Source organism: Pyxidicoccus sp. M6 (assembly GCF_055568925.1).
This window is the reverse complement of sequence record NZ_CM145714.1, coordinates 1,493,566-1,519,090: the sequence shown is the minus strand read 5'-3', so window position 1 is coordinate 1,519,090 and position 25,525 is coordinate 1,493,566. Positions and strand designations below refer to the sequence as shown.

At 69.2% G+C, this 25,525-nt stretch carries 21 protein-coding genes; 8 read left to right on the top strand and 13 right to left on the bottom strand.

What is annotated here, in order from left to right; genetic code table 11:
• Positions 1-44 precede the first annotated feature (44 nt).
• From ACVTJA_RS06440 to ACVTJA_RS06430, 3 genes are read right to left on the bottom strand one after another with little or no spacing between them, the layout of a single operon-like run.
• Positions 45-1,352: a hypothetical protein gene (locus tag ACVTJA_RS06440; protein WP_465834702.1), complete on the bottom strand. Its 1,308-nt coding sequence runs from the start codon at positions 1,350-1,352 to the stop codon at positions 45-47.
• Between the two features lie 47 nt (positions 1,353-1,399).
• Positions 1,400-2,719, bottom strand: a complete 1,320-nt coding sequence (locus tag ACVTJA_RS06435) for a leucine-rich repeat domain-containing protein (protein ID WP_465834700.1) — start codon at positions 2,717-2,719, stop codon at positions 1,400-1,402.
• Between the two features lie 56 nt (positions 2,720-2,775).
• Positions 2,776-3,789 (bottom strand): zinc-dependent alcohol dehydrogenase family protein, encoded by a 1,014-nt coding sequence (locus ACVTJA_RS06430; protein WP_465834699.1) that lies wholly within the window; start codon positions 3,787-3,789, stop codon positions 2,776-2,778.
• A 119-nt stretch (positions 3,790-3,908) separates the two neighbouring features.
• Here ACVTJA_RS06430 and ACVTJA_RS06425 point away from each other — a divergent pair, with 119 nt between their 5' ends.
• Positions 3,909-4,823 (top strand): LysR family transcriptional regulator, encoded by a 915-nt coding sequence (locus tag ACVTJA_RS06425; RefSeq protein ID WP_465834697.1) that lies wholly within the window; start codon positions 3,909-3,911, stop codon positions 4,821-4,823.
• Here ACVTJA_RS06425 and ACVTJA_RS06420 read toward each other — a convergent pair.
• Positions 4,820-5,431: a CGNR zinc finger domain-containing protein gene (locus ACVTJA_RS06420; RefSeq protein WP_465834695.1), complete on the bottom strand. Its 612-nt coding sequence runs from the start codon at positions 5,429-5,431 to the stop codon at positions 4,820-4,822. The two genes, ACVTJA_RS06425 and ACVTJA_RS06420, sit on opposite strands and share 4 nt — an antisense overlap.
• A 114-nt stretch (positions 5,432-5,545) precedes the next feature.
• Here ACVTJA_RS06420 and ACVTJA_RS06415 point away from each other — a divergent pair, with 114 nt between their 5' ends.
• Positions 5,546-6,265 (top strand): SDR family oxidoreductase, encoded by a 720-nt coding sequence (locus ACVTJA_RS06415; RefSeq protein WP_465834693.1) that lies wholly within the window; start codon positions 5,546-5,548, stop codon positions 6,263-6,265.
• A gap of 8 nt (positions 6,266-6,273) precedes the next feature.
• A complete protein-coding gene (locus tag ACVTJA_RS06410; RefSeq protein WP_465834691.1) occupies positions 6,274-6,783 on the top strand; it encodes a lipocalin-like domain-containing protein in 510 nt (169 codons plus the stop codon).
• 6 nt (positions 6,784-6,789) lie between these two features.
• On the opposite strand, the gene ACVTJA_RS06405 is transcribed toward ACVTJA_RS06410, so the two are convergent.
• From ACVTJA_RS06405 to ACVTJA_RS06390, 4 genes are all read right to left on the bottom strand, one after another.
• On the bottom strand, positions 6,790-7,398 hold the full coding sequence (locus ACVTJA_RS06405) for a TetR/AcrR family transcriptional regulator (protein ID WP_465834690.1): 609 nt from the start codon (positions 7,396-7,398) through the stop codon (positions 6,790-6,792).
• Positions 7,399-7,412: 14 nt separating this feature from the next.
• The gene (locus ACVTJA_RS06400; RefSeq protein ID WP_465834688.1) at positions 7,413-10,208 is read right to left on the bottom strand and encodes a M20/M25/M40 family metallo-hydrolase; all 2,796 of its coding nucleotides are present in this window, start codon (positions 10,206-10,208) and stop codon (positions 7,413-7,415) included.
• A 141-nt stretch (positions 10,209-10,349) separates the two neighbouring features.
• Entirely contained in the window at positions 10,350-10,709 is a 360-nt protein-coding gene (locus ACVTJA_RS06395; protein ID WP_465834686.1) for a hypothetical protein, read from the bottom strand.
• On the bottom strand, positions 10,706-11,257 hold the full coding sequence (locus tag ACVTJA_RS06390) for a YaeQ family protein (protein WP_465834684.1): 552 nt from the start codon (positions 11,255-11,257) through the stop codon (positions 10,706-10,708). The genes ACVTJA_RS06395 and ACVTJA_RS06390 overlap by 4 nt, the downstream gene beginning before the upstream one ends.
• Before the next feature lie 119 nt (positions 11,258-11,376).
• Here ACVTJA_RS06390 and ACVTJA_RS06385 point away from each other — a divergent pair, with 119 nt between their 5' ends.
• Together ACVTJA_RS06385 and ACVTJA_RS06380 are read left to right on the top strand one after the other, a co-directional pair.
• Positions 11,377-12,495, top strand: coding sequence for an AAA family ATPase (locus ACVTJA_RS06385; protein WP_465834682.1), 1,119 nt, complete (start codon positions 11,377-11,379; stop codon positions 12,493-12,495).
• A 2-nt stretch (positions 12,496-12,497) separates the two neighbouring features.
• Positions 12,498-13,277 carry a DUF3226 domain-containing protein gene (locus ACVTJA_RS06380; RefSeq protein ID WP_465834680.1) on the top strand — a complete coding sequence of 260 codons (780 nt, stop codon included), beginning with the start codon at positions 12,498-12,500 and terminating at the stop codon, positions 13,275-13,277.
• 15 nt (positions 13,278-13,292) lie between these two features.
• Here ACVTJA_RS06380 and ACVTJA_RS06375 read toward each other — a convergent pair whose 3' ends face one another.
• Positions 13,293-13,832: an SMI1/KNR4 family protein gene (locus tag ACVTJA_RS06375; protein ID WP_465834679.1), complete on the bottom strand. Its 540-nt coding sequence runs from the start codon at positions 13,830-13,832 to the stop codon at positions 13,293-13,295.
• Between the two features lie 123 nt (positions 13,833-13,955).
• Between ACVTJA_RS06375 and ACVTJA_RS06370 the strand changes: the two genes are divergently transcribed.
• Together ACVTJA_RS06370 and ACVTJA_RS06365 are read left to right on the top strand one after the other, a co-directional pair.
• Positions 13,956-15,074 (top strand): hypothetical protein, encoded by a 1,119-nt coding sequence (locus tag ACVTJA_RS06370; RefSeq protein WP_465834678.1) that lies wholly within the window; start codon positions 13,956-13,958, stop codon positions 15,072-15,074.
• 215 nt (positions 15,075-15,289) lie between these two features.
• Positions 15,290-15,661 carry a PilZ domain-containing protein gene (locus ACVTJA_RS06365; RefSeq protein WP_465834677.1) on the top strand — a complete coding sequence of 124 codons (372 nt, stop codon included), beginning with the start codon at positions 15,290-15,292 and terminating at the stop codon, positions 15,659-15,661.
• A gap of 26 nt (positions 15,662-15,687) precedes the next feature.
• Here ACVTJA_RS06365 and ACVTJA_RS06360 read toward each other — a convergent pair whose 3' ends face one another.
• A complete protein-coding gene (locus ACVTJA_RS06360; RefSeq protein ID WP_465834675.1) occupies positions 15,688-17,178 on the bottom strand; it encodes a catalase in 1,491 nt (496 codons plus the stop codon).
• Positions 17,179-17,284: 106 nt separating this feature from the next.
• Here ACVTJA_RS06360 and ACVTJA_RS06355 point away from each other — a divergent pair, with 106 nt between their 5' ends.
• Positions 17,285-18,196 (top strand): LysR substrate-binding domain-containing protein, encoded by a 912-nt coding sequence (locus tag ACVTJA_RS06355; protein ID WP_465834674.1) that lies wholly within the window; start codon positions 17,285-17,287, stop codon positions 18,194-18,196.
• A 12-nt stretch (positions 18,197-18,208) separates the two neighbouring features.
• Here ACVTJA_RS06355 and ACVTJA_RS06350 read toward each other — a convergent pair whose 3' ends face one another.
• The 3 genes from ACVTJA_RS06350 to ACVTJA_RS06340 form a co-directional block, all read right to left on the bottom strand.
• On the bottom strand, positions 18,209-19,102 hold the full coding sequence (locus tag ACVTJA_RS06350) for a sigma factor-like helix-turn-helix DNA-binding protein (protein ID WP_465834672.1): 894 nt from the start codon (positions 19,100-19,102) through the stop codon (positions 18,209-18,211).
• On the bottom strand, positions 19,099-22,191 hold the full coding sequence (locus ACVTJA_RS06345; RefSeq protein WP_465834671.1) for a protein kinase domain-containing protein: 3,093 nt from the start codon (positions 22,189-22,191) through the stop codon (positions 19,099-19,101). Before ACVTJA_RS06345 ends, ACVTJA_RS06350 begins: the two co-directional genes overlap by 4 nt.
• Before the next feature lie 129 nt (positions 22,192-22,320).
• Positions 22,321-25,437: a tetratricopeptide repeat protein gene (locus tag ACVTJA_RS06340; RefSeq protein ID WP_465834669.1), complete on the bottom strand. Its 3,117-nt coding sequence runs from the start codon at positions 25,435-25,437 to the stop codon at positions 22,321-22,323.
• Positions 25,438-25,525 lie beyond the last annotated feature (88 nt).

Sequence of the window (25,525 nt, the reverse complement as noted above, 5' to 3'; positions counted from 1 at the left end):
GCCCCCCGTCCTGCCCCTCGGTGGTCCGGAGGTCCACGAGCCTCTCAAGCCAGCTCTCGCAGGTTCTTCTCCGCGACTCGGGTCAACGCCACGACGCGCTTGTAGAGCCAGTGGCCGAAGGGAACGATGCGCTCGGGCTTCGCCAGCCTCGGCATCTTCTCGAGGTTGTCGCTGAACGGGACGACGGAGAACTCGCCGGTGGGCGAGGCCACGCGCCGGTCCAGGGCCCAGGACCTGTCCTGGTGCCAGCCGCCATGGAACACGAAGAGGTCTTCGAGCTCCTCGATGCCCGTGGCCTCCACCTGGCCTTCCATCGAGTAACCGGTATCGCTGGCGACCTCCAGGCAGCTCCAGCCACCGCCCGTCACGTTGCCGCAGTAGAACATCTCCAGCCCCTCGTCGGCCGCGCCGTCGAGAATCCAGGTGATGGAGCCATACACGTCCTCGAAGTAGTCCCAGCTCGACTCGCGCTTCTTCGGCTTGCGCGGCTTCACTCCCACCCAGCGCCCGACGCGCTCCTTGTGCATGCGCAGGAAGAAGGAGGCACTCTCCTCGACCGAGGCCACGCGCTTGCGGTCCTTCTTCAGGTCCAGGCACTCGGTGACGAAGTGCGCCTCCGGGATTCGCTCGTGCAAATCCCTCAGCATCGCGATGGCTGCATCCACGGCCTCGTAGGCGTCCTTCGGCTTCGGGACGGGCGCCCTCTTCGGCAAGGGCTTCCGCGCGGGAGCCCCCTTCACGGGCTTGGGCTCGGGATTGGGGTGCTCGGAAGTCATGAGCTCGATGAGGTCAAGCTTGAGCCCGGCCTTCTCCGTCGCGCGGATGCGCTTCTCCGCGAGCGCGATGGCGGCCTCGCGGCTCGGGGCGGAGGTCGGCTTGCGGGAGCGCTCGAAGACGACGTTTCCGTGCACCTCCACCGTCCACACGGCGTGCGGCTTCTCCCTGTAGTACTCGCGCCGCGTCGCGAGCGTCTTCGTCGCGTTCCACGGGAAGCCATCCTTGAAGCCGAGCGCCCGATAGCGCGCGAGCAGCGGCTCCACCTCCGAAAGGGCGATGCGGGTCGCCAGGAGCGCGCCGTTCAGCACGCCCCGGCGGACCACCGCATGCTCGCCACGGAGCTCCACGTCGACGATGCCGTGGTCGCGCACCTTGTAGAGCGTGAAGCGCCCCGTGACGGGGACCTTGGTGTCGTGCGCCTTCTTGTCCTCCTTGTAGAGGACGCCGTCGCTCCACACCCGCAGCTTGCGGAGGTCGACGAAGAACCAGACCTCGTTCTTCGTCTCGATTCGCGGCTCGACGTTATAGATGGGCTCGCCACCGTTGAGCTGCTGGATGCGCTTCATGTCGGGCATGCCACGACTCGTACTTCACCCGGCGGCTCGTGCACATCCTCAATCGCTCAGTACCCCACGTGCAGGCGGCCGGGTGGCAGCGCCGACTCCAATCGCTTCACCTCCGCCTCGGGGATTCGGTCCAGCCCCAGCTTGAACTGCTTCAGCCGGGCGAGCGGCGTGAGGCCCCCCGGCAGCGCGGACAGCTCTCCCTGGAAGAACCCGGCATGCGTCAGCTTGGGCATCCGCCCGAGCCCGTCCACCAGGACCTGCACCTGCCCGGGCGTCATCTTGTAGAAGCGCCACCACCAGAGCTTCTTCAGCTTCGGCAGCCGCGTCAGCACCTCGGGGAAGCCCTCCAGGGCCATGGCGTCGAGGTACAGCTCCTCCAGCGACTCCAGCTCGCCGAACTCATCCGGGAGCCGGGAGAGGTCTTTGCAGTACCGCAGGCTCAGCTTCTTGAGCGCGGGGAGCCGGCAGAGCTCCACGGGCAGCGTCTTCAGCGGCAGGCTCTCCAGGCTGAGGCTCTTCAGCGCTCGAAGCTCGCCGATGCGCGGGGAGAGCTCCGCGATGTCGTTCGTGTCCAGTGTGAGGCTCTCCAGCCCGGTGAGGGAGAAGACCTCCTCGGGGATGGCCTTCAGCTTCTTCTGCGCGAGCCCCAGCCGTGTCGCCTTCTCGCCGCGCGCCGCCTTCTCCTTCACGGCGGCGATGGCCTTCTCCACCGGGCCGAGCCGGGTGTCCGCCAGCACGGGCTTTCCCGCGCGCAGCTTCGCGAGCAGCCCCTTGCGGTCCAGCGTCGAGTCGGTGACGCCGTCCTCGTCCTCGTCCTCCACGTTGAAGGCACCGGGCAGCAGCGCCTCGTGCGGCTCCAGGGTCTTGCGAGGCCGTCCCGTCGCGGTGAGCTTGCTGCCCACGAGCGCGTCCACGTCCAGTGCGCCGTACACCTCGATGTGATGGTGCTCCTCGGCGAGGGTGCGCGCCGTCAGCCCGCCACCGACGCAGAAGACGTCGTCCCCGAGCGAGTCGCCGAAGAGGAGCCCTCGAATCCGCGCGTTGCCCGCGATGAACATGGCGGAGAACGTGGCGACGTTCTCCACCTCCAGGTCGCCCAGCACCACGAGCAAGGTGTGGTCCGCGGCGTGGCCATCCTCGAGCAGTCCCTTCAGCCGCACGCTGCCGGAAACAACGAGCGGCCGGGGGCCGACAACGAGCGAGTCCGCCTCCAGGTCTCCCTCGTGGAAGAGGACGCCCTGCTCGGTAATGCCCTTCCACCACGAGGACAGCTTCTTCCGCCACTCGGGCGTGGCCACCGCCTCCACGCGGGGCCACACCTCCTGCGCGGAGGCCTCTCGCCCCCAGACCTTCACTCCGTCCTGCTTCGTTGCCATGTCCCGGCTGCTCCCTTCCGGAAGCCATCAGGCCATGGGGATGCCGCGAGAGCCAGTCACCTGACTCGCACAACGAGCTTGCCGAAGGGCCCCCGGTCCAGGTGCTCCAGCGCCTGGGGGAACTCCGCGAGCGGGTACACGGTGTCGACCACGGGCTTCAGCGCGAGCGTGTCCACCGCGCGCGCCAGCTCCTCCAGGCCGCGCCGATGGCCCACGAAGATGCCCTGGATGATGCCCTGCCGTTGCATCAGCGGCACCGTGGGGAAGCTCACGCCGAAGCCCTCGAACACGCCGATGAGGGAGATGCGCCCGCCCGGCGCCAACGCCTTCGCCGAGCGACCGAGGTTGTCGCCTCCGGCCAGCTCCAGGATGTAGTCCGCGCCGCGGCCACCAGTGAGCTCCAGCACCGCCGCGTCCCACTCCGGTGTGTGGCGGCGATTGATTCCATGCGCCGCGCCCAGCGCCTTCACTCGCGCGAGCTTGCCCTCGTCACCGGAGAGCGCGATGACCCGCGCGCCCATGGCGGAGGCGATCTGCACCGCGAACAGCGACACGCCGCCCGTGCCCTGCGTCACCACCGTCTGCCCCGGCTTCGGCGCGCCCAGGTCCGTCAGCGCCGTCCACGCGGTGAGCCCCGCGCAGGGCAGCGTGCTCGCCTGCACGTCGTCCAGCGTGGTGGGCGAGGCGACCAGCCAGCTCTCCGGCATGGCCACGTACTCAGCCAGCACGCCCGGGGCGGAGGCACCCAGGCTCCGCATCTCACGCGCCGGCGGCCCGTCCACCCAGTCCGTCTGGAAGTTGGCGATGACGCGCGCGCCCTCCTTGAAGCGTCGCGCGCCCGCGCCGGTGGCGACGACTTCGCCCGCCATGTCGGACGTGGGTACGACGGGTTCCTTGATGCCCGCGTAGCCTCCGCCGTCAATCATGAGCTTCTCGCGGTAGTTGAGCGAGACGGCCGAGACGCGCACCAGCACCTCGCCCGCTCCTGGCCTCGGAATCTCCACGTCCGCCAGCCTCAGGTGCTGCCGGCCGGGCTGCTCCAACCGCCACTGCTTCATCGTGCCGCTCATTCGTCCGCTCCGCGTCATGCGTGAAAGCCGCACGCCGGATATAGAGGCGCGTCTCCTTCTCCAGTGGCGACACTTCGTTGACTCACTGGGGACACGGAGGCGCCAATCGGAGCAGCGTCATGACGGACCGTCTCAGTGGAGTGCTCACCTTCGTCCAGGCCGTGGAGGCCGGCAGCTTCGCGCTCGCCGCGCAGCGCATGGGCCTGTCGCGCTCGGCCATTGGCAAGAGCATTGCCCGGCTGGAGGAGCGGCTGGGTACGCGCCTCTTCCAGCGCACCACGCGACGGCAGAGCCTCACCGATGACGGGCAGGCCTTCTACGAGCGCTGCGTGCGCGCACTCGCGGAGCTGGAGGCCGCCGAGGCCGCGCTGGACTCCGGCCGCCGCGCGCCCTCCGGCCGACTGCGCGTGAGCATGCCCGTGCTCTTCGGCCGGCACTGCGCGGCGCCGCTGCTGTGGGAGCTGACGCGCGAGCACGCGGGACTGGAGGTGGAGATCTCCTTCAGCGACCGCGTGCAGGACCTCATCGAGGAGGGCTTCGACCTGGCCGTCCGCGTCGGACCGCTCGATGACCATGCCGGCCTCACCGCGCGAAGGCTGGGCGTGCAGGAGATGGTCGTCTGCGCCTCACCCGCGTACGTCGCGAAGCACGGCAGTCCGAAGATGCTCGATGACTTGAAGCACCATGAAGGCATCGTCTACGGCCGCAATGGCTTCACCAAGGCGTGGTGGTTCCCGGACGGCCAGGGCGGCATGCGACACGTGTCCGTGCCTTCACGTCTGCGGCTCGACGATTTGGAGACCATCGCCGACGCCGCGGTGCAGGGAGCGGGGCTGGCGTGGGTGCCGTGCTGGCTCATCGGCGAGCGGCTGCGCAAGAAGCAGCTCACGCTGGTGCTCCAGGACGTGCCCCGGTACGGCAACGAAATCTTCGCCGTCTGGCCGCAGAACAAGCACCTGCCCTCGAAGGTGCGCACCGCCATCGACGTGCTGGCGGCGCGCATCCCGGGACGGCTGAGCGCCGTGCACCGTTAGCGCCCCTCCTCCCGCTGCCGGCGGCGGAACTCCTCCACCTTCGCCTTGTTGCCGCAGCCGGACATGGAGCACCAGCGTCGCTGGCCGGAGCGCGAGGTGTCCACGAAGAGCAGCGCGCAGCCCTCGCCCTCGCAGTTGCGGATGCGCTCCGCGAGCGGACCTCCGAGCAGCTCCACGCCGTCCCTTGCCACCGCCGCCAATAGCGAGCTCACGCCGCCGCTCGTCCACGTGAGCCCCTCCGGCCCGAGCTGCGGCGCCGGAGGCGATTCCGCCGCCCAGCGATTCACCAGGGCCCGGTCCTTCGCGTCGTAGGCCTCGCCTCGCACGCGGGCTCGCGCCAGCCGGTAGAGGGCTTCCCGCAACTCTCTCGCCTGGCGCAGTTCCTCATCGGTGGGCTTCGGGTCCTTCGCCGCCAGCCCGGCAGCCACGAGCCAGCGGCCCAAATCATGCGGCGTCTCCAGCAAATCCTTCGGCTCGGCCTTCAGCCGCGCGGCCAGCGACGCCGGGAAGTCGAGGGCCAGCCGGCCGGAGCGGAACTTGAACCCGTCGCGCAGCTCGCCTGTCGGCGCCACGTGAGCTTCCGGGGTGGGACGTTTCGAGCGTGCCATGTGCGCCACCAGCAAAGCATGAAACTGGATTGACAGGTTACGACTCTTCGTCCATACCTGACCGAGTAACCACTCAATGAGGTTACTTCATTCCATCCGAAGGGGAGGTGGCGCATGCAGCTCGAAGGCAAGAGGGTGGTCGTCATCGGCGCGGGCTCGGGCATTGGCCGGTCCGTGGCCGTCGCCGCATCGGAGGCCGGAGCGGCCGTGGTGCTCGCGGGCCGGAGGCGCGAGTCGCTGGAGGCCACCGCTGCGCTGCTGAAGGGACGCCGGGAGGTGCGTGTCCTGGACGCGTCGGTGGAGGCGCAGGTGGCCGCGTTCTTCGAGGAGGTGGGCCCGTTCGACCACCTCGTGAGCACCGCGAGCCAGGGCGCCTCCGGCCCCCTCACCGGCATGAGTGTGGACGCAATTCACCGGGCCTTCGCTTCCAAGCTCTGGGCGCCTGTCTTCCTGGTGAAGCACGCCGCGCCGCGCATCGCGCAGGATGGCTCCTTCACCTTCTTCTCCGGCTTCCGCGCGGGACGGCCCGCCGCGGGCACGTCCATCACCAGCCTCGTCAACGGAGGGCTGGAGGCCTTCACCAAGGCCATGGCGGTGGAATTGGCGCCGGTGCGGCTCAACGCCATCTCTCCGGGCGTGGTGGACTCGGGCTCTTTCTGGGACAGGCTCGGCGCGGAGGCTCGGGAGCGGATGTTCGCGGACTACGCGAAGAAGGCCCCCGCCCGCCGCGTGGGCAAACCCGAGGACCTCGCGTCCGCCACCCTCTTCGCGATGACCAACCCCTTCCTCACCGGCACCGTCCTCTCCGTGGACGGTGGCGGCCTGCTCATGTGAGGCGCGCCATGCACCTGTCTCGAAGAATCACCCTCGCCGCGATGTCGATGCTGTTCCTCGCCGGAGCCGCGCCTCGCGAAAAGGTGCCGGCGAAGGGGCTCGTGGGGACGTGGACGCTCGTTGCCTGCGACAACGTGTACCCCGATGGCCGCCGCGTGCAGCTCTACGGCGCCGAGCCCCAGGGGCTGCTCATGTTCGACGGCCAGGGCCGCTACTCCCTGCACATCCTCCGCGCGAGCCGCGCCCGCTTCGCCTCCAACGACAAGAGCCAGGGCACGCCGGAGGAGTACAAGGCCACGGTGCAGGGCAGCAACTCGCACTTCGGCCGCTACATCGTGGATGGCGCGAAGGGCACCCTCACCTTCCACATCGACCACGCCTCGTTCCCCAACTGGGAGGGCACCGAGCAGCAGCGCACCTTCACGCTCGACGGCGACGAACTGACGTACAGCGTCCCCGTCCCCACGAGCGGCGGCACGACCGCGGTGGGCGAGGTGAAGTGGCGGCGCGCGAAGTAGCCACGCTCACCGGCGCCGCAGGTAGCGCACCAGCAGGGCGACGAGCTCCTCGGTGAGCGCGCCGCTCTTCAGGTCATCCGGTCGCTCGATGATGCCCCGGTGGATGACGGCATGCGCGACGGTGTCCACCATCCACAGGGTCCGCTCCACGTCCTCGCCACTGCCGGCGAAGCCCTCCATCAGCTTGCGCGCTTCGGAAAGCACGGGGTCCTCCGGGTCACCCACTCGCGAGACCCGGGCCGGCAGCTCCTCCGTGAGCGCATGGTGGAGCTTCGGATTCACGGCGTGCGCCGCCACTCCCATGGTGACGAGCGCACGCACCGTCGCCTCGAGGCTCTGCCCCTTCAGCTCCTTCATGGCCTCGCGCATGGCCACCTGCTGCTCTTCCACGTGGCGGCGGCGCACCTCCGCCACGAGCGCGTCCTTCCCGGGGAAGAACTGGTACAGCGACGCGATGTTCACTCCGGCGCGCTCGGCCACGCGGTTGGTGGTCAGCTTCTCGTAGCCGTCGCGCACCAGGAGGTCGGCGGTCGCCTGAACCAGCGCGTCCACCGTGGCGCGCGAGCGCTCCTGCGTGGGCTTCTTCCTCGGAGTGAGCTTCTTCCCGCGCGCCATCGAGCCTCCTCCCTCTAACGGGGCCGCTTGCTCTCCTGGAACGTCACCTCCAGCGGCACTTCCTTCCCGTCGCGGATGACGATGGCCCTCACCGTCTCGCCGGGCTTGGAGGTGTTGAGCACGTACATCAAGTCCTCGACGCTGTTGATGGTGCTCTTCCCGAGCCGCACCAGGATGTCACCGCGCTTCATACCCGCCTGCTCCGCCGCGCCGCCGGCCCGCACGCCCGCGAGCAGCATGCCCTTCTGTCCCTCCGCCGGGCCCGCGTAGTCCGGCACCGTGCCGAGCGACGCGTTGAAGCTGCGCATGTCTCCGCGCGGCGCGGGCGACGCCACCTTCCGGTAGGTGAGCGACGTCTTCCCATCCAGCGCCAGCGCCACCGCGGAGACGATGCGCGCCACGCGCTCCGTGCCCGCGACGTTGAGGGTGCCCACCGTGTCCGAGGGCTTGTGGTAGTCCGAGTGCGCCCCCGTGAAGAAGTGCAGCACCGGCACGCCGGCCGCGTAGAACGGCGAGTGGTCGCTCGGGCCGTAGCCGTCGCCGCTGGACGTGCAGGGCACGCGGGTCTGCTCGCACGCGGCGGTGATGAGCGGGGTCCACTCGTTGGCGGACTCGGCGCCCAGCACCGTGAGGCCGCTCGCGCGCAGCCGGCCCACCATGTCCAGGTTCAGCATGGCGGCGATGTCCTTCATCCCCGCGTCACCGCGCTGCCGCGTGAAGTACGTGGAGCCGAGCACGCCCGACTCCTCACCGGAGAAGGCCACGAAGAGCACGTCGCGCTTCAACTGCGCGCGCTGCTCGGAGAGGGTGCGCGCGATTTCGAGCAGGCCCGCGACACCCGAGGCGTTGTCGTCAGCGCCGCCGTGCGGCTCGTGCCGGTCCGGCGAGAGCGAGAACCGCCCGCCGAAGCCCAGGTGGTCATAGTGCGCGCCAATCACGATGGCGCCAGGCAGCTTTCCCTCTCCCGCCGGCAGCAGGCCCACCACGTTGAAGGCGTCGCGCTTCTCGAAGTCGAGCCGCGTCTCCACGCGCGCCTCCACGCGCTTGCCCTTCGTCAGCGCCGCCATCAGCGGCTCCAGCGCCGAGCGCTTCACCACCACCACGGGGATGCCCGCGTCGCCGTGGCCCTCGGGAGACAGGCCGGGCAGCGAGGCCTCGGGCGGCATCTGCCAGTCCTTCTGGGGCGGAGTCGGAGCCTCGGGCCAGTCCACGACGAGGAGCGCCTTCGCGCCGCGCTGCGCGGCCACCCACGCCTTGTAGCGGAGGTCCCCGAAGCGCCGCTGCTTGTCCGTGTCGGAGAACGTGGCCGTGTCCGGCACGAAGCGCCGCACCACCACCAGCTTCCCCTTCACCGACTGCTTCGCGTAGTCGTCCACCTTCAGCGACGGCTCGACGATGCCGTAGCCCGCGAAGGCCAACTGTCCCTGCGCCACGCCCTGCGAGGAGAAGCCGAGCACCGTGTACGCGTCCGCCGGCAGCACCGTCCCGCCGAGCGTCACCTGCGTGCCCGCGCCCGGCTTCACCGCCGTCGTCACCGGGAACACCTGGCGGAAGGTGCCGCTGTCCCCCGCCGGAGAGAGGCCCAGCGACTGGAACCGCTGTTCAATCCGCTGCCCCGCCGCCTCCAGCCCGGCGGTGCCGATGCCGCGCCCCTCGCGCTCCGGGGCCGCGAGGAAGGTGACGTCCTCCTGGATGCGGTCCACGGCCGTCGTCTCGATGGCGGGCTTCACGTCGTCCACCCAGCGCGCGAGGAAGAGGTTCGTGTCGCTGCGTCCCTGCGCGGTGGCGCGGTTGCTGGAGAACGCCAGCCACTTCCCGTCGGGGGAGAACATGGGGAAGCCGTCGAAGCCGGGCGCGTAGGTGATGCGCTCCAGGTGGGAGCCGTCGATGTCCACCGCCCAGATGTCGAACTCACGGCCCTTCGGGTCGCCGTAGTTGGACGAGAAGAGGATGCGCTTCCCATTGGGGTGGAAGAACGGCGCGAAGGACGCGGCGTTGAGCCACGTAATCTGCCGAGCGTCCGAGCCATCCGCGTTGGCCACGTACAGCTCCAGCTTCGTGGGCCGCACGAGCCCGCGCGCGAGCAGCGACTGGTAGTCCTCCAGCTCCTTGCCCGGGTGGGGCCGCGACGCGCGCCAGACAATCTTCGAGCAGTCCGCGTTGAAGAACGCACCGCCGTCATAGCCGGGGGTGTTGGTGAGCCGCTTCACGTTCTTCCCGTCCCGGTCCATGCGGTACAGCTCCAGGTCTCCATCCCGGACCGAGGTGAAGATGATGGAGCCGTCCTTCGCGCAGACGGTGCCCTCCGCGTCGTAGCCCTGCGTCTCCGTCAGCCGGGTCAGCTCGCCGGTGCCGTCCGCGCGCGTCTTGAAGATGTCGTAGGTGTCGTAGAGCGCCCAGACGTAGCCCATGGAGTGGTCCGGGCGCGGCGGGCACGCGTCTCCGCCCAGGTGCGTGGACGCGTAGATGAGCTCCTGGTCTCCCGGCAGGAAGTGCGAGCACGTCGTCGCGCCCTTCCCGCTCGACACCGGCGTCACCGTGGGCTTCGCGCCCGCCGGGTCGAGGGCCATGCGATAGATGCGGTCACACCCCATGCCGTCATGCCGGGCCTGGAGGGAGAGCTGCGTGCCGCCGAAGGACCAGTAGGCCTCCGCGTTCTCACCGCCGGAAGTGAGCTGACGCAGGTCCGCCAGCCGCACCTCCTGAGGCAGCGGCGGCGCGGAGGTCGAGGGCTCCGGGGCAGGCGCGGGGCCCTGCTGTGGGGTGGCGCAGGCAACGAGGGCGAGGACGGGGAGCAGGCATCGCTTCATGGGGCGAGACCATCGCAAAGCCCCCCGTCCGGCTCAACCCTGCCTGAGCAACTCGATTGCATCCATGTGGATGGAGTTGGCCTCCCCGGCCGCCGAAGCCTGGGCGTGGAAGCCAAACTGTACCGAGCGCTCTCGCGCGAGCTACGTGCCTTCCGAGTCGAGCAGCGCAGCGAGGAACAGCGAGTAGGTCAGCTCCGCGACGGGCCGCTTCTCGCGACGCGCCTGGGTCCGCAGCGCCTTGGGCAGCGAGCACGGCTTGCCGCGCTCGCCATCGCGCAGCTGCACATAGCCCCGCTCGGAGTACCCGAGCACCTGCCATCCCCGCTGACGAAGCGCCTGGCTCAGGTCATCGGTGAGCTGGTGATGAAGAGCCTTCGCCGTGGGATGGAAGCCGAAGATGTCGCTCGACCAGCCCTTCTCCTCCTCGCGCCAGCCGCGCGCTCGCAGGTAGTGGGCCTTCCGGGCGAGCGAGAGCCCTCCGACATGGCGCTCGAGCTTCACAGGCTCGCGCGGGTGAGCGGACCGTCGAAGCTCTGGCCATCGCACTCGACATAGACGTGGTCGCCGACGAAGGTCACCGACAGCTTGATGCGACGCGTGTCGAATTGGGAGAGCGCGCTCAACAGCTCGGCATCCACCGCGACGAGCTCCGCCTTCGCCACCCGTGTCGCCTTCGCCTCTCGGGCCTCGGCGAGGAACGCCTCCATCCGCTGGGTGGACTCGAACATCACGGAGACCTTCGCGTGCGGGTTCTGGTCCACGGCGCGCTGGACCTTCAGCGGGTCCGCCTTCCCCACGCGCACCCAGCGGGTGACGAGGCCCGTGTAGTCGCCGCACTCCAGGTCCGGAGCATCGGGCTCGGCCAGCCCCTTGCCGAAGACCAGCCGCTCCTCCCACAGCCAGCAGAACGCGAGCACCCGCAGCCACGCGCGCTGCATCGTCTCCGACGGGTGACGCGCGAGCTTGATGACCAGCGTCGGCTGGTCAATCGAGCGGTCGACGTGGCTCAAGGCCACCTGGAAGTCGTACAGCGTCGGAGCGAGGGCCATTTGCGTGCGGTATAGCCCATCCCAGGGGCGCGATACGCCGGCCGGACGACGAACTCCCCGGTAGAAGTTCGAATCGGAGCCGGATATCGCGTAGGTATGCTCGAAGAGACGAGCAACCCATGAACCTGCCCTTCGAACAATTCACCATTCACGCCCTGCGTGGTGTCCGGGACCTGGAGCTGACCGGACTGGGGCGCGTGAACCTGCTGGTGGGAGAGAACGACTCAGGTAAGTCGACAGCGCTGGAGGGGCTGGCGCTCTACTGCAATCCGCTGGACCCTGTCATGTGGGGTGTCGCGGCCGGGAACAGGGAGCTAGGCCTCTTGGATGCAAACCTGGGAGAGGTCGAAGAGCTGCGTTGGTTGTTTCCTCAGGGGCCCGGCAAACGCCCAGACGATGAGCATCAGGGGCAGGTGAGGTTGTCCGCGACTGGGGCCTATCGAGTGCGAAGCATGCGCGCTCGCTACCAGCAGGTGCGCGGACTTCGTTCGTTGAAGCGGCCCCCTGCGGCCATAGGACAACCTACGAACCCGGAGCACACACCTGCTGCCGCCGAACGACGTGGCGTCGAAGTTCAGATCGAAGTGGAACTGACTGAACCAACGGGCGTCACGACCACATCGAACTCATTCACGATCTGGGAAGAGCAAGGCTGGGACGTGCGAGGGTTCGAGGGCCCCAGGCTCCCTCAGGCTTTCATTTCTCCGTATGACCACCACCTCTCTTCGACGATTGGCAACTTCTCCGAGGCACGTTTGGAGGGCTTTCAGGATTCAGTGAGCAAGCTGTTGAACGTGCTCGACTCCCGCATCACGGGTTTGGAGATTCTCGCGCCTCGCGGGCGGCCCATTCTGTACCTTCAGGACACTCAAGCAGGACTCGCCCCCGTGAGCGCCTTCGGCGATGGCATCCGGCGGGCTCTTCTCCTCGCCTCGGTACTGCCGACCCTTTCTGGAGGCGTCTTTCTGATTGATGAGCTGGAAACCGCCATCCACATCTCAGCGCTCGGCAAGGTGTTCCGCTGGCTCCTCGATGCCTGCAAGCAGTTCAACGTCCAGCTCTTCGCGACGACGCACAGCCTCGAAGCCCTGGACGCCATCCTGGCGGCGGACACCACTCCGGAAGAGGACATCGTGGGATTCCGGCTAGGACGTGACACTGGACGCACCGTTGCGACGCGGTTCGGCGAAGACCTCCTCAGGCGCCTGCGCTATGAGCGCGGCCTCGACGTGAGGTGAGCGTGCGCTACGCCTACCTGGTCGTCGAAGGGCCACAGGATGTCGAAGTCGTTGCACGGCTGCTCAAACCGCATGGGTTCGCGCGCGTCTCCCAGTTCGATTCACTGGATGTCTACTGGCGTGGACTGGTGCCTCAAAACTTTCCACACAAGGGTGAGCTGAACCAGCCTGTACCCGTCCCCGTGTTCTTCGCATCAGAGGGGGTGGAAGTATCCGTGGCAGTGCAGTCCGCAGGCAGTGACTCGAAGATTGTTCGGCGCGTGGAGGAGACGCTCGCCGTGCGGTTCCCCGCACCACTCGACGCGCTGGGAGCGATTCTCGATGCGGACTCCGAGAAGGCTCCGCAGGAGCGCTTTATGGCGGTACAGAGCGGTCTGGTGAAACTCGGACTCTCGTTTCCCGAGCAGCCCGGCCAGGTCTCCGTCGCATCCCCTCGCACCGGGATTTTCGTCCTCCCAGACAACCAGACCGCCGGCACGCTGGAAGACCTCCTGCTGGAGTGCGCGAACGTGCACTACACGGGGCTCTTGCAGGAGGCCCGGACGTTCATGTCTCGCATCCAGCCTGATGACCCCACCTTCACACGTGAGGACATGAAGGAGCTTCGCAAACCTGCGGGCATCAAGAAGGCCACGATTGCCAGCGTGGTCAGCGTGCTCAAGCCAGGCAGGAACCTGCAGGTGTCCTTGCAAGACAACCGCTGGCTGCAGGGCGACGCGCTGAAGCTCCCGCGCGTGGCCAGGGTGCAGCAGTTCCTCCAGGAACTGCTGTCACTTTCCTGAAGGCCCGCGCGCCGCCTACGCCTCGCCGTACGTCTCGATGAAGTTGTCGATGACGCTGACGATGTGCGCGTCGAAGGTGCGGAACTGCTCCTCGCCCAGGAGCTGGGGCAGGCCGAACGTTTCATCGTGGTAGTACGCCACCACGCCCAGCTCGCCCTCCGCGTTCCTGTCTCGCGGGTTGAAGCACCAGAAGTTCTCCACCGAGTCCGTGTCGATGCGCTGGAAGAACAACGCCTCGTTGATGGCCTCCTCCACCTCCGGGTCATCCCCTCCCGAGGCATCCGACGGGTCCGGCGCCGCCGCGTGCAGGTGCTCCGGGCTCTCCATGCCGATGAGCTCCTCCCCGCCGTAGTTCACCTTGAAGGCGCCGTACGTCGTAAGGAAGCGCACGTAGCTGGGAGGCAGCTTCAGCGCGTACTTCGCCTCCAGCTTCTCCACCTGCGCGGCGGTGAGGGGCGTGGAGAACTCCACCTCCATGTCCTCCTTCTCGCCCGCGAAGGCCTTGAGCCGCTCCACTGCCTCGGCCACCGCGTTTCCGCTCGACGTCTCAGACATTCACACTCCCATGTATCAGGGGGATTCCCGGAGAGGCGCGGCACGGTAGCCCAGTTGCCAGAGAGGTTGTCGTCCTTCGTCCGCCTCGAAGAGACTGCCGGCCATCATCCGGGAAGGCACCGCATGGGACTCGCAGAGCGCAGGGCCGCGAAGAAGTTCGAGGAGACGCACTACCCTCAACTGAAGAAGGACATCGACGACGCCGCGGGCTTCGACGTGCCGGTGGAGGTGGACTGGACCAGCCTCGCCGCGGAGGGCTACGAGAACCTCTACGAGGAGGCGTGGCCGCCCGTCTACTTCCACCCCCTCATCGGCGCGCTCAACGCCCTCGCCGAGGACGAGCTCGGCCGCGAGTCGCTGCGCGGCGCCCTCAAGCGCGTCGTCATCCGCAACACCGCCGGCATCTCCAACGCCGACGACTTCGCCACCTTCAAGGACGGCGTGCTCACGCTGGACCACGAGCCCGCCACCAACATCGACCTGGTGCACTACCGGCAGGAGGCCGTCCAGCGGGTGCTGGAGGCCGCCCCCGAGGCGCCCAACCCCTACGCGGCGAAGGAGCCGCTGCGCGCCTTCTGCGACTGGAGCGTCACGGGCATGGACGCGGCGCTGAACGCGGTGCTGCGCATCGCCGGGCGCCAGCAGGCCGGAATCCCCCTGGTCCTCCCGCGCGTCGGCATCTCCCTGCGCAGCGGGCGCAGCATGTCCGGCTTCGTGAAGGAGATGCTAGAGGACCGCCGCGAGGGCCGCGCCGTGCTGCTCTACATTCCATCCGAGAGCGGCAGCCCCTACGACGAGGCCGTCATCATCCCCGTGGGCGTCATCGAGACGCTGTCCATCCTGGACGTCCCTTCCTTCGGCGCGCTGCAGCGCGACGCGGCGGAGGTGCCCTCGATGCTCCAGCTCCGCCGCCAGCTCGCCGACGTGGAGACCCGCGTACGCACCGCCACCGAGTCGTCCATTGCCCTGGGGTTCGGCTCCGGTGTGGACGCCAGCAACGCGGACGAACTGAGGGCGCTCGCCTTCCTCGCGGAGCGCGCGAAGGAGGTGCTGGAGGCGCTCGCGAAGGACGCCGTCGGCCGCTCCGCCCTGCGCGAGAAGGTGAAGCGCATCCACCTGCGCACAGACACGTCCCCCACGGTGACCTTCCATGACGGGACGCTGGAGCTGGTGACGGTCCGCCGGCCCCTGGACTGGTATACCCGCCAGGAGCTGGAGCACGCGGTGGCCGCCGCCCTCTGACGCGGTGCCTTCAGACGGTGGGCAAGCGGCTCACACCGCTCGCCGCCCGGCCCGAGGGGCGGGCGGGCCCCGGGCCCCGTCAGCCCGGACCCGGAGGGACCGGGTTGGAATTCTTCGACGGATTTTCTCGCCGCTCCCGGAATCCCCTATGCTCATCCAGGTTGTCCGGAAGGTGCGCCGGGCATCCTTCCGGAGAAGGCTCGATGAGGCACAGCGTGAGCGACAATGACTCCCCATCGGAACGTCGCCGCTTCCCGCGGCTCGCGGCGCCGCTGTACGCGCGCCCGGCGCGGCTGAGACGCGTGGACTGGCAGCAGCAACAGGTGCTGGATGCCAGCCTCGGCGGCATCCGCATCTACGCCGACGAGAAGTTCTCCGAGAAGATACCCCTGGAGCTGGACCTCTTCCTCAAGGACGGCACCGAGCTGAGCTGCGTCGCTCGCGTGGCCTGGATGAAGGAGCTCCCCGCCGGCGCGGTGGCCCGGTACGAGGTGGGCCTCGCCTTCACCGACGCGTCGCCCGCCATGCTGGACCGGCTCAAGACGGTGCTCCTCCCCGAGGACGAGGGCAGCCCGGACTCGCCGTAGCCGCCCTCGTGGGGCTTCTGTCCTGACTAGCGCCCCAGGCCCTGCGCGACGCGCTTGCCGTAGTCCGCGTCGCACTGGGTGAGGTGGTGAATCATCCGGTCCTGGATGTCGGCGTCGCACTGCTTCAGCGCGCCCACCAGGTTCTTGATGAGCTCGTCGCGCTCCCAGTCCTGGAAGGCGCGGTAGCGCGCCCCGGCCTGGCCGTAGTTGTTGGTGCGGCTGATTTCCTTGCGGATGACCTCGCCCGACACCTTCGGGTGGTGCCCCGGGTACTCGCGGGCGGCCTCGCGCGGCGCCTGGTGCTTGCTGGGCTCGTAGTTGACGTGCGGGTCGTGCCCCAGCTCCTCGTCGTGGTTGTCGTACGCCATCTGCCCGTCGCGCTGGTTGGTGGCCACCTGCACGCGGGGGCGGTTGATGGGGAGCTGGAGGTAGTTGGGCCCCACGCGATAGCGCTGCGTGTCCGAGTACGAGAACGTCCGGCCCTGCAAGAGCTTGTCGTCGGAGAAGTCCATGCCTTCGACGAGCACGCCGGTGCCGAAGGCCACCTGCTCCACTTCCGCGAAGTAATTGGAGGGATTGCGGTCCAGGACGATGCGGCCCACGGGGCGCAGGGGGAACTGCTCCGGCGGCCAGATTTTCGTCGCGTCGAGCGGGTCGAAGTCGAGCTCGGGGTGCTCGCCGTCCTCCATGATTTGCACCTGCATCTCCCACTCGGGGAAGTCCCCGCGGGCGATGGCGTCGAACAAGTCACCCGTGGCGTGGTTGAAGTCCTTCGCCTGGATGGCCTGGGCCTGCTCCTGGGTGAGGTTGCGCTCTCCGCCCTTGGGGATGAAGTGATACTTCACCAGGACGGCGTGGCCCTTGTCGTTGACCCACTTGTACGCGTGGACGCCGGAGCCGCGCATCTCGCGATAGCTGGCGGGGATGCCCCACGGGCTGAAGAGCCACGTAATCATGTGCATCGCCGACGGCGTGAGGCTGATGAAGTCGAAGATGCGGCGCGCGTCCTGCCGGTTGGTGACGGGGTCCGGCTTGAAGGCGTGCACCACGTCCGGGAACTTCATCGCGTCACGGATGAAGAACACCTGGAGGTTGTTGCCCACCAGGTCCCAGTTGCCTTCCTCCGTGTAGAACTTGATGGCGAAGCCGCGCGGGTCTCGCAGCGTCTCCGGCGAGTGGCCGCCGTGGATGACGGAGGAGAAGCGGATGAACAGCGGCGTGCGCGCGCCCTTCTTCTGGAAGAGCTTCGCGCGCGTGTACTTGCCGATGGGCTCGTTGCCCACGGTGCCGTAGGCCTCGAAGTAGCCGTGGGCGCCCGCGCCGCGCGCGTGCACCACGCGCTCCGGAATCCGCTCGCGGTCGAAATGGCTGATCTTCTCGAGGAAGTGGTAGTTCTCCAGCACCGTCGGCCCGCGCTCTCCCACGGTGCGGTTGTTCTGGTTGTCGTAGACAGGGTGCCCCTGCCGCGTGGTGAGGATGGGGCCCTTGCCCGACTTACCGTCGTTCGACTGGCTCATGACGCTCCTGGGGTCGATGCGTGGATGCTTCGAACGAGAGGGAAGATGCGCTCTCGCGGCTGAGCGCTCCAAGATAACGTTTGTATGATTCTGATAGCCTGATGCTATGAACTTGGCTCCCCACCCCTTCACCCTCCGTCAGCTCCAGTACGTGGTTGCGGTGGCGGACACGCTGAGCTTCCGGAGGGCCGCGGAACGCTGTCATGTGTCCCAGCCCTCGCTGAGCGCGCAGATTGCGCAGCTCGAGGGCGTGTTGGGGGTGCAACTGTTCGAGCGCGACCAGCGGCGCGTGTTGTTGACCACCGTCGGAACGGAGCTGGTCGAGCGCGCGCGGCGGCTGCTCGTGGATGTGGATGCACTCACGGAAGCAGCCCGGCGGGCGGGCGACCCGCTGAGCGGCACGTTGCGGCTGGGAGTGATTCCCACGGTGTCGCCCTACCTGCTGCCGGCGGTGACGCCCGCGCTGCGCAAGCACTTCCCCCGGCTCACCGTGCGCTGGCTGGAGGAGAAGACGGAGGTGCTGACGCGCGAGTTGGAGCGAGGCGGGCTGGACGCGGCGCTCGTCGCGCTGGAGGCGGATTTGGGCGACGTGGAATCGGCCGTGCTGGCGGAGGACCCGTTCTTCCTCGTGACGCCGAAGGACCATCCGCTCGGGCAGAAGAAGGGCGAGGCCTCACCGTCGGAGCTGCGCGGGCAGGACGTGCTGCTCCTGGACGAGGGCCACTGCTTCCGGGACCAGGCGTTGTCCCTGTGCTCCAAGGCGCGCGCGCATGAATTGGAGTTCCGCGCGACGAGCCTGCCCACGCTCACGCAGATGATTGCGGCCGGGGCGGGCATCACCCTGCTGCCCGCGCTCGCGGTGGCCACGGAGGTGAAGCGCTCGGAGCTGCGCGTGCGCCCCTTCGCGGACCCGGCCCCCAAGCGGACGCTCGCCCTCATCTGGAGGAAGCGCTCGCCCTTCACGGAGGCGCTGAAGCAGGTGGCCGGGGCGATGAAGGACGCGTGGCCCCGGAAGTAGCCTGCCGCGCCATCAGCCCAGCAGGCGGTTGAGGCTCAGGTCGAGCCGGCTGCGCACGAGGCCGAGGAGGCTCTCCAGCTCCGGGCCCTCCATGCGCCCCCGGGCGGCCAGCTCCGCGCGCGTGAGCTTGAGGAGCCGCTCGCGCGCGTGGGCCACCTGCCGCTGCATGCCGGAGCGCGACTCGCCGTACAGCGCGGAGAGCCGGTCCATGGTGAAGCCGTGCAGGTGGTGCATGCGCAGGAGCGCGCGCTCGCGCTCGGGCATGGACGCGAGCACCTTGCGCAGCACCTCGACGAGCAGCTCGCGCGAGTCCTTGCGCACCAGCTCGTGCTCCGGGTCTCCGGTGGACAGCATCATCGCGAGCGCTTCCGGCGGCTCGTCGAAGAGCTCCTGGCGGCCGTCGCGCTGCGCCAGCTCGCCGGCGATGCGCGCGGCGGTGATGCGCACCCAGGCGAGCAGCGGTCCACGGCCGGAGTAGTCCGCGATTTTCGGCGGCGACTCACCCCGGCCCATGAGGAGCCGGGCGCGGAGGACCTGGAGCACCTCGTCCACGGTGGAGCGAGGTAGCGCGCCCAGCTTCGGCGGCACCTTCTGGAGCACATGCTGGTCGAAGGCGCGCAGGGCCTGCGGGTTGCCTTCCGCGCAGGCGCACGCGAGGTACAGGTCCGCGGCGTGGAGCTGGCGCAGCACGTCCGCCGTCGCGTCAGCCGGAAGGTGCCGGGCCACGTGGCGCAGGAAGGGCTCCGTGGCGAGCGTCACCGTGGGCCACGCGGCGCGGGCCGCCGCGAGGTGCTCGGCCAGCAAGGAGTCCAGATTGTCCACCGCCGCTACCTGCGCGCGGCGCTCCAGCGGAACGTACGCGCGCAGCAGCGCGGCGAGGGTGCCGGGTTCATGGGTGTCACTCATCGAAGTCCCTCCTGTCGCTGCCACGCCACCACCTGCTCCAACTCCGGACGGGCCCGGATGCCCAGGGCCTCGAAGCGGCTCCGCGCCTCCTCGGCCATGGCGGCCGCGCGGGCGCGGTCCGGAGGATTCAACGCCCGCAGCGTCCGGGCCAGGACAAAGGTGCACCAGGCCGTGTCCATGCCGCTGAGGGAGGAGGTGCCCAGACGCGCGCGGGCGCGCTCGACGAGCGGCAGGGCCTTCTCGGGCTCTCCCAGGAGGAGGTGCGCCTCGGCCATGCAGCCCTCGTTCATCGCGGCGTCCATGCTGCCCACGCCCTGGATGCTGTCCTGCAGTTCCTTGGCGCGTTGGCAGCGCGCGAGCGCCTCGCGTGGCGCGCCGGTGCGCAGGTCCACCTTTGCCAGCTGCCAGAGCAGCTCCGCAGTCAGGTTGCTGTTGGCGCTCTGGGTCTTCTCCGCGATGGCCTGTATCCGGAGGAGGTCGCGCCGCGCGTCCTCGAAACGCCCCACCCGGAGCCAGGTCGCGGCGCGGCTGAACAGCACCGTCAAGGCTCGCGGCGAGTCCGGCCCCTGGGTACGCTCGAAGAGGAGCAGGGCCTGGTTGTAGAGTCCGAGGGCTTCCTCGATGTGGTCCGCGTCGCCGACGAACTCCCCCAGAATCGCCAGCGCCAGGGCCGTGCGGGGGTGCTCCAGACCATACTTCTGCTCGAGAAGGGCGAGCGACCGCCGCTGGAGCGCCGTCGCCTCTTCAATCTGGCCCAGCTTCCACAGCCGCTGGGCCAGATTGCCGAGCAGGGGCGCGCGTGAGAACTCCGGCTCCTCGGAGGCTTCGTGGATGGCGATGGCCCGCCGCTGGACGGCGATGGACTCGTCCGCGTTGCCCACGGCCTCATGGGCGCTGGCGAGACTGTTGAGGCTGCCGATGAGGTCCGGATGGTCCTTTCCCAGGTGGCGCTCTCGCAGCGAGAGCGCTTGGAGATGCAGCTCCACCGCCTCCGGGTACTTCCCCAGGCGGTAACGGGTCCAGCCGAGCGCGGAGAGGAACCTGGCCATGCGTAGGTCGTCCGGGGCATAGGCCCTGCGCGCCAACTCCACGCCTCGCGTGATTTCCGAATCCCCCTCGACGAACTTCCCCTGCTCCATCAGCGTCGCCGACAATCGCAGGTGCAGGTCCGCGGCGATGCCCGGGAAGCGCTCACGCCCCAGGCGGTCCACGGCGGCCTGGGCGTGCTGGACGATGCGCTCCACGTCCGCACCACGCTGGAGCTGCGCGCCCACCACATAGAGAATCAGGGTCCATGTGCGTGCCGCCGTCTCGTCGTCGCGCCCGGCCTCGGCGGCGAAGACAGCCTTGTAGAGGGTGCCCTCCGCCTCCTTCGGATCGCCGCCCTGCTGCTGGAGCTGACCGTGGGCGAGCAGCACCTCCGCCTCGAGCGGCTTGTAGTCCAGGCCCTTGATTTCCTCGAGCAGCGCGGATGTGAGCCGGAGTCCCTCGCCGTAGTGGCCCGCGGTGCGTTGGGCCTCGGCGTCCGCCAGCTTGCGCCGGGCCGCGTCCACGCGAGGACGGAGCGCATCCGGTGGCTGCGGACGGGAGGACAGCTCCGGCGAATCGCGACAGGCCCCGAGTCCCTCCAGCGACGACGTGAGCTGCTGCGCGTTGCGCACCGTCTGCGCATCCGCCTTCCTCAGCACGTCGGTGACGGCGGCGAACCGCCACAGCCGCGCGTCGAGACAGGCGGCCGTCTGCCACGCGTTGCTCTCGGGCTCCTCGTAGGACGTGACGCAGGCCTCGGTGCGCAGCGCGCGCCACTGCGAGGCGTGCGCGTCCAGCACCTCGGCCACCTTCTCCCAGACTTCGGCCGCGGCCGGCGCGCCCGTGGCGAGGAAGGCCGCGCGCACCTGCCCTTTGCGCGCGCGTCCCCACGCCCCTTCGAGCTTCTCCGTCTCCTGCTCGCAGCGCGCTTCGGTCCTGTGCGCCAGCGGCCACGCCACCGCCGCGCCCAGGAGGCTCGCGACACCGGCCAGCACCGCCACGCGCGTCCACACGTTCCGGGGCGGAGGAGTGAGCGCCGCCAGCAACGGCTCCAGGGACGGGTAACGCTCCTCGGGCTTTGGCTTCAGCCCGCGCAGGACCGCGCGCCGCACCCAGGCTGGCACCTTCGTGCCGTGAGGCACCGGACGCACGCGGCCCTCCAGCGCGGCACGGGCTATCTCTTCCAGGCTGCTGCCCTCGAAGGGGCGCACGCCGTAGAGCGCTTCGTACAGCGCCACGCAGAAGCTGAACTGGTCCGACAGCGCGTCCGCCTTCCGCCCGTCGAACAACTCCGGCGCCATGTACGCAGGCGTGCCCAGCAGCGCGCCCGTGCGCGTGAGCGGAGTGACCGGGGGGCTCACCGTGGACGCGGCCATGCCGGGCTGCGCTCTCGACGCGGAGGACGGCCCCCGGTTGAGAGGCCGGGCCATGCCGAAGTCCGTCACCCGCGCGCGCCCGTCCTTGCCGACGAGGACGTTGGCCGGCTTGAAGTCGCGGTGCACCAGCCCCGCCGCGTGCGCCGCCGCGAGCCCCTTCCCTGCCTCGTTGAAGACGTGCAGCACCTCCTGCCAGGAGCGCGGCGTCTTCAGCCACTCCGCCAGCGTGACGCCATCCACCAGTTCCATCGCCAGAAAGACGCAGTCGCCGTGCATTCCTACGTCGAACACGGAGACGACGTTGGCGTGCGAGAGGCGGGCCAGTGCTTGCGCCTCCAGCACCAGCCGCTGGCGCAGCTCCTCCACCTGCCGGCCCTCGGGACGCAGCACCTTGAGGGCCACCTGCCGGTCCAGCTCCGGGTCATAGGCCGCGTACACCACGCCCATGGCCCCGGCGCCGATGCGCTCCAGCACCACGTAGCGCGACAGCGTGGCACCGCGCTCCAGCGGCGCGGCGGACACGGCCGCCTCCGCCTTCGACACGGAGGAGTCTTCCGCCGCCGCCAGCACGCGCTGACAGTCCGCGCAACTCTCGACGTGAGCCAGCACCTGCGTGCGCTGCTCGGATGGCAGCAGCCCCGCCAGCAAATCACTCAGCGTCGTCTCGGCCGGGCACATCATCATTCCATGGCAAGCGTACCAACATTCTCGGAACGCCCCGTCCGATGGTTGTGAGACGAGAGGTAGGGATGCGGCAATCCCGATACCGGGACACGCGGGGAGCCCCTCGAGTGGGGAGTCCCCTGATGTCACTCATCGCAATCCCTCACGTCGCTGCCACGCCACGACCTCCTCCAGCTCCGGACGTGCGCGGGGACTGAGGCTTTCGAAGCGCGTCCGCGCCTCCTCGGCCATGGCGGCCGCTCGCGCGCGGTCCGGAGGATTCAACGCCCGCAGCGTCCGGGCCAGGACGAAGGTGTACCAGGCCGTATCCATGAGCTCGCAGGAGGAACTGCCCAGACGCGCGCGGGCGTGCTCGACCAGCGGTAGCGCCTTCTCGGGCTCGCCCAGTAGGAGATACGCCTCGGCCATGCAGCCCTCGTCCCTGGCGGCATCCATGTTGTCCATGCCCTGGACGCCCTCATGCAGTTCCTTGGCACGCTGGCAGCGCGCAAGCGCCTCCCGTGGCGCGCCCGTGCGCAGGTCCACCGTCGCCAGCTGCCCGAGCACCGTCGCCGCCAGGCCGCTGCCGGCCCCCTGGCTCTTCTCGACGAGGGCCAGTGCCTTGAGGACGTCGCGCCGCGCTTCCTCGACGCGCCCTACCCGGAGGTACGTCTCGGAGCGGTAGAGCAGCACCGTCGCGGTGCGCGGCGAGTCCGGTCCCTGAGCGCGTTCGAAGTGGACCAGGGCCCTCCGGTAGAACTCGAGGGATTCCTCGATGTGGTCCGCGTCGCCGCGGAGTCGTCCCAGGCTCGTCAATGCCAGGGCCGTCAGGGGATGGTCGAGACCATAGGCCCGCTCGAGGATGGCGAGCGCCCGCTCGTGGAGCGCTGTCGCCTCTGCAATCTGGCCCTGGGTCCGAAGTCGCATGGACAGGTTGGCGAGCAAATTGGCGAGCAAGGCCTCTGGCGCCTCGGAGGACTCGTGGATGGCGATGGCTCTCCTCAGGGCGGCGATGGACTCGTCGGCCTTGCCCAGGTATTCGTAGGTGGTGGCGAGGCTGTTGAGGTTGGAGATGAGGTCCGGATGGTCCTTCCCCAGGTAGCGCTCGCGCAGTGCGAGCGCCTGGAGATGCAGTTCCGCTGCCTCCGGATACTTGCGCAGGCGGAAGCGGGCCCGACCGAGCATGGAGAAGAACTCGGCCATGCGCAGACTGTCCGGAGCCCAGGCCCTGCGCGCCAGTTCCATCCCCCGCGTGATTTCGGCGTTCGCCTGGACGTACTTCCCCTGCTCCAGCAGCACCGGTGTCAGCCTCAGGTGCAGGTCCGCGGCGATGCCCGGGAAGCGCTCACGCCCCAGGCGGTCCAGGGCGGCCTGGGCGTGCTGGACGATGCGCTCTGCTTCCGCGCCGCGCGCGAGCCTGAAGCCCACCACCCAGACGAGGAGGTTCCACGCGCGCGCCACCGTCTCGTCGTCGCGCCCGGCCTCGGCGGCGAACACGGCCTTGTAGAGGGTGCCCTCCGCCTCCTTGTGCTGACCGTCCTGCGACTGGAGGTCGCCGTGGGCGAGCAGCACCTCCGCTTCGAGCGGCTTGTAGTCCAGGCCCTTGATTTCCTCGAGGAGGGCGGATGTGAGCTTGAGCCCCTCGCCGTAACGGCCCGCGGTGCGCTGGGCCTCGGCGTCCGCCAGCTTGCGCCGGGCCTCGTCCACGCGAGGCCGGAGCGCGTCGGGCGGCTGCGGGCGGGTGGACAGCTCCGGCGAATCGCGGCAGGCCCCCAGTCCCTCCAACGACGACGCGAGTTGCTGTGCGTTGCGCACCGTCTGCCCATCCGCCTTCTTCAGCACGTCCGTGACGGCGGCGAGCTGCCACAGCCGCGCATCGAGACAGGCGGCCGTCTGCCACGCGTTGCTCGCGGGCTGCTCGTAGGACATGACGCATGCCTCGGTGCGCAGCGTGCGCCACTGCAAGGCGTGCGCATCCAGAAGTGCCGCCACTTTTTCCCAGGCCTCGGCCGCGACCGGCGCGCCCGTGGCAAGGAAGGCCGCATGCACCTGCTCCCTGCGCGCGCGTCCCCACGCCCCTTCGAGCTTCTCCGTCTCCTGCTCACAGCGCGCCTCGGTCCGGTGGGCCAGGGGCCAGGCCACCGCCGCGCCCAGGAGGCTCGCGGCACTGGCCAGTACCGCCACGCGCGCCCACACGTTGCGGGGCGGAGGCACGAGCGCCGCCAGCAGTGGCTCCAGGGACGGGTAGCGCTCCTCGGGCCGTGGCTTCAATCCGCGCAACACCGCGCGCCGCACCCAGGCGGGCACCTTCGTGCCGTGGGGTGCCGGACGTACCCGTCCCTCCAGCGCGGCGCGGGCCACCTCCTCCAGGCTGAAGCCCTCGAAGGGGCGCACGCCGTAGAGCGCTTCGTATAACGCCACGCAGAAGCTGAACTGGTCCGACAGCGCGTCCGCCCGCCGTCCGCCGAGCAACTCCGGCGCCATGTACGCGGGAGTACCCAGCAACACGCCCGTGCGCGTGAGAGGGCTGGCCAGGGGACTCGCGGTGGGGCTCACCGTGGACGCGGCCACGTTGGAGCCCACCCCTTGCGGCGTGACGCTCTGCCCGCGATTGAGGGGACGGGCCATGCCGAAGTCCGTCACCCGCGCGCGCCCGTCCTTGCCGACGAGGACGTTGGCCGGCTTGAAGTCGCGGTGCACCAGCCCCGCCGCGTGCGCCGCCGCGAGCCCCTTCCCTGCCTCGTTGAAGACGTGCAGCACCTCCTGCCAGGAGCGCTGCGTCTTCAGCCACTCCGCCAGTGTGACGCCGTCCACCAACTCCATGGCCAGGAAGACGCTGCCTTCGTGCGCGCCCACGTCGAAGACGGAGACGACATTCGCGTGGGAGAGGCGGGCCAGCGCCTGCGCCTCCAATACCAATCGCAGGCGCAATTCCTCCACCTGCCGGCCCTCGGGGCGCAGCACCTTGAGGGCTACCTGACGGTCCAATTCCGGATCATAGGCCGCGTACACCACGCCCATGGCTCCGGCGCCGATTCGCTCCAGCACCACGTAGCGCGACAGCCGGGCGCCGCGCTCCAGTGGCGCGGAGGCACGCGCGGACGCCGCGCCTTCCTTCGAGAAGGTGGGGTCATCCCCCGCCGCCGCCAGTGCCCGCTGACAGTCGGTACAGGCCTCGACGTGCTCCAGGACTCCGGAGCGCTGGTGCGGTGGCAACGCCCCCGCCAGCAAATCACTCAGTGTCGTCTCGGCCGGGCACATCGTCATCCCATGGCAATCGTACCAGGATTATTGGAAGGCCCCGCCCGACGGTTGCGTAGCAGAAGGTGGGCGCGCATGCGGAAATATCTGGGAC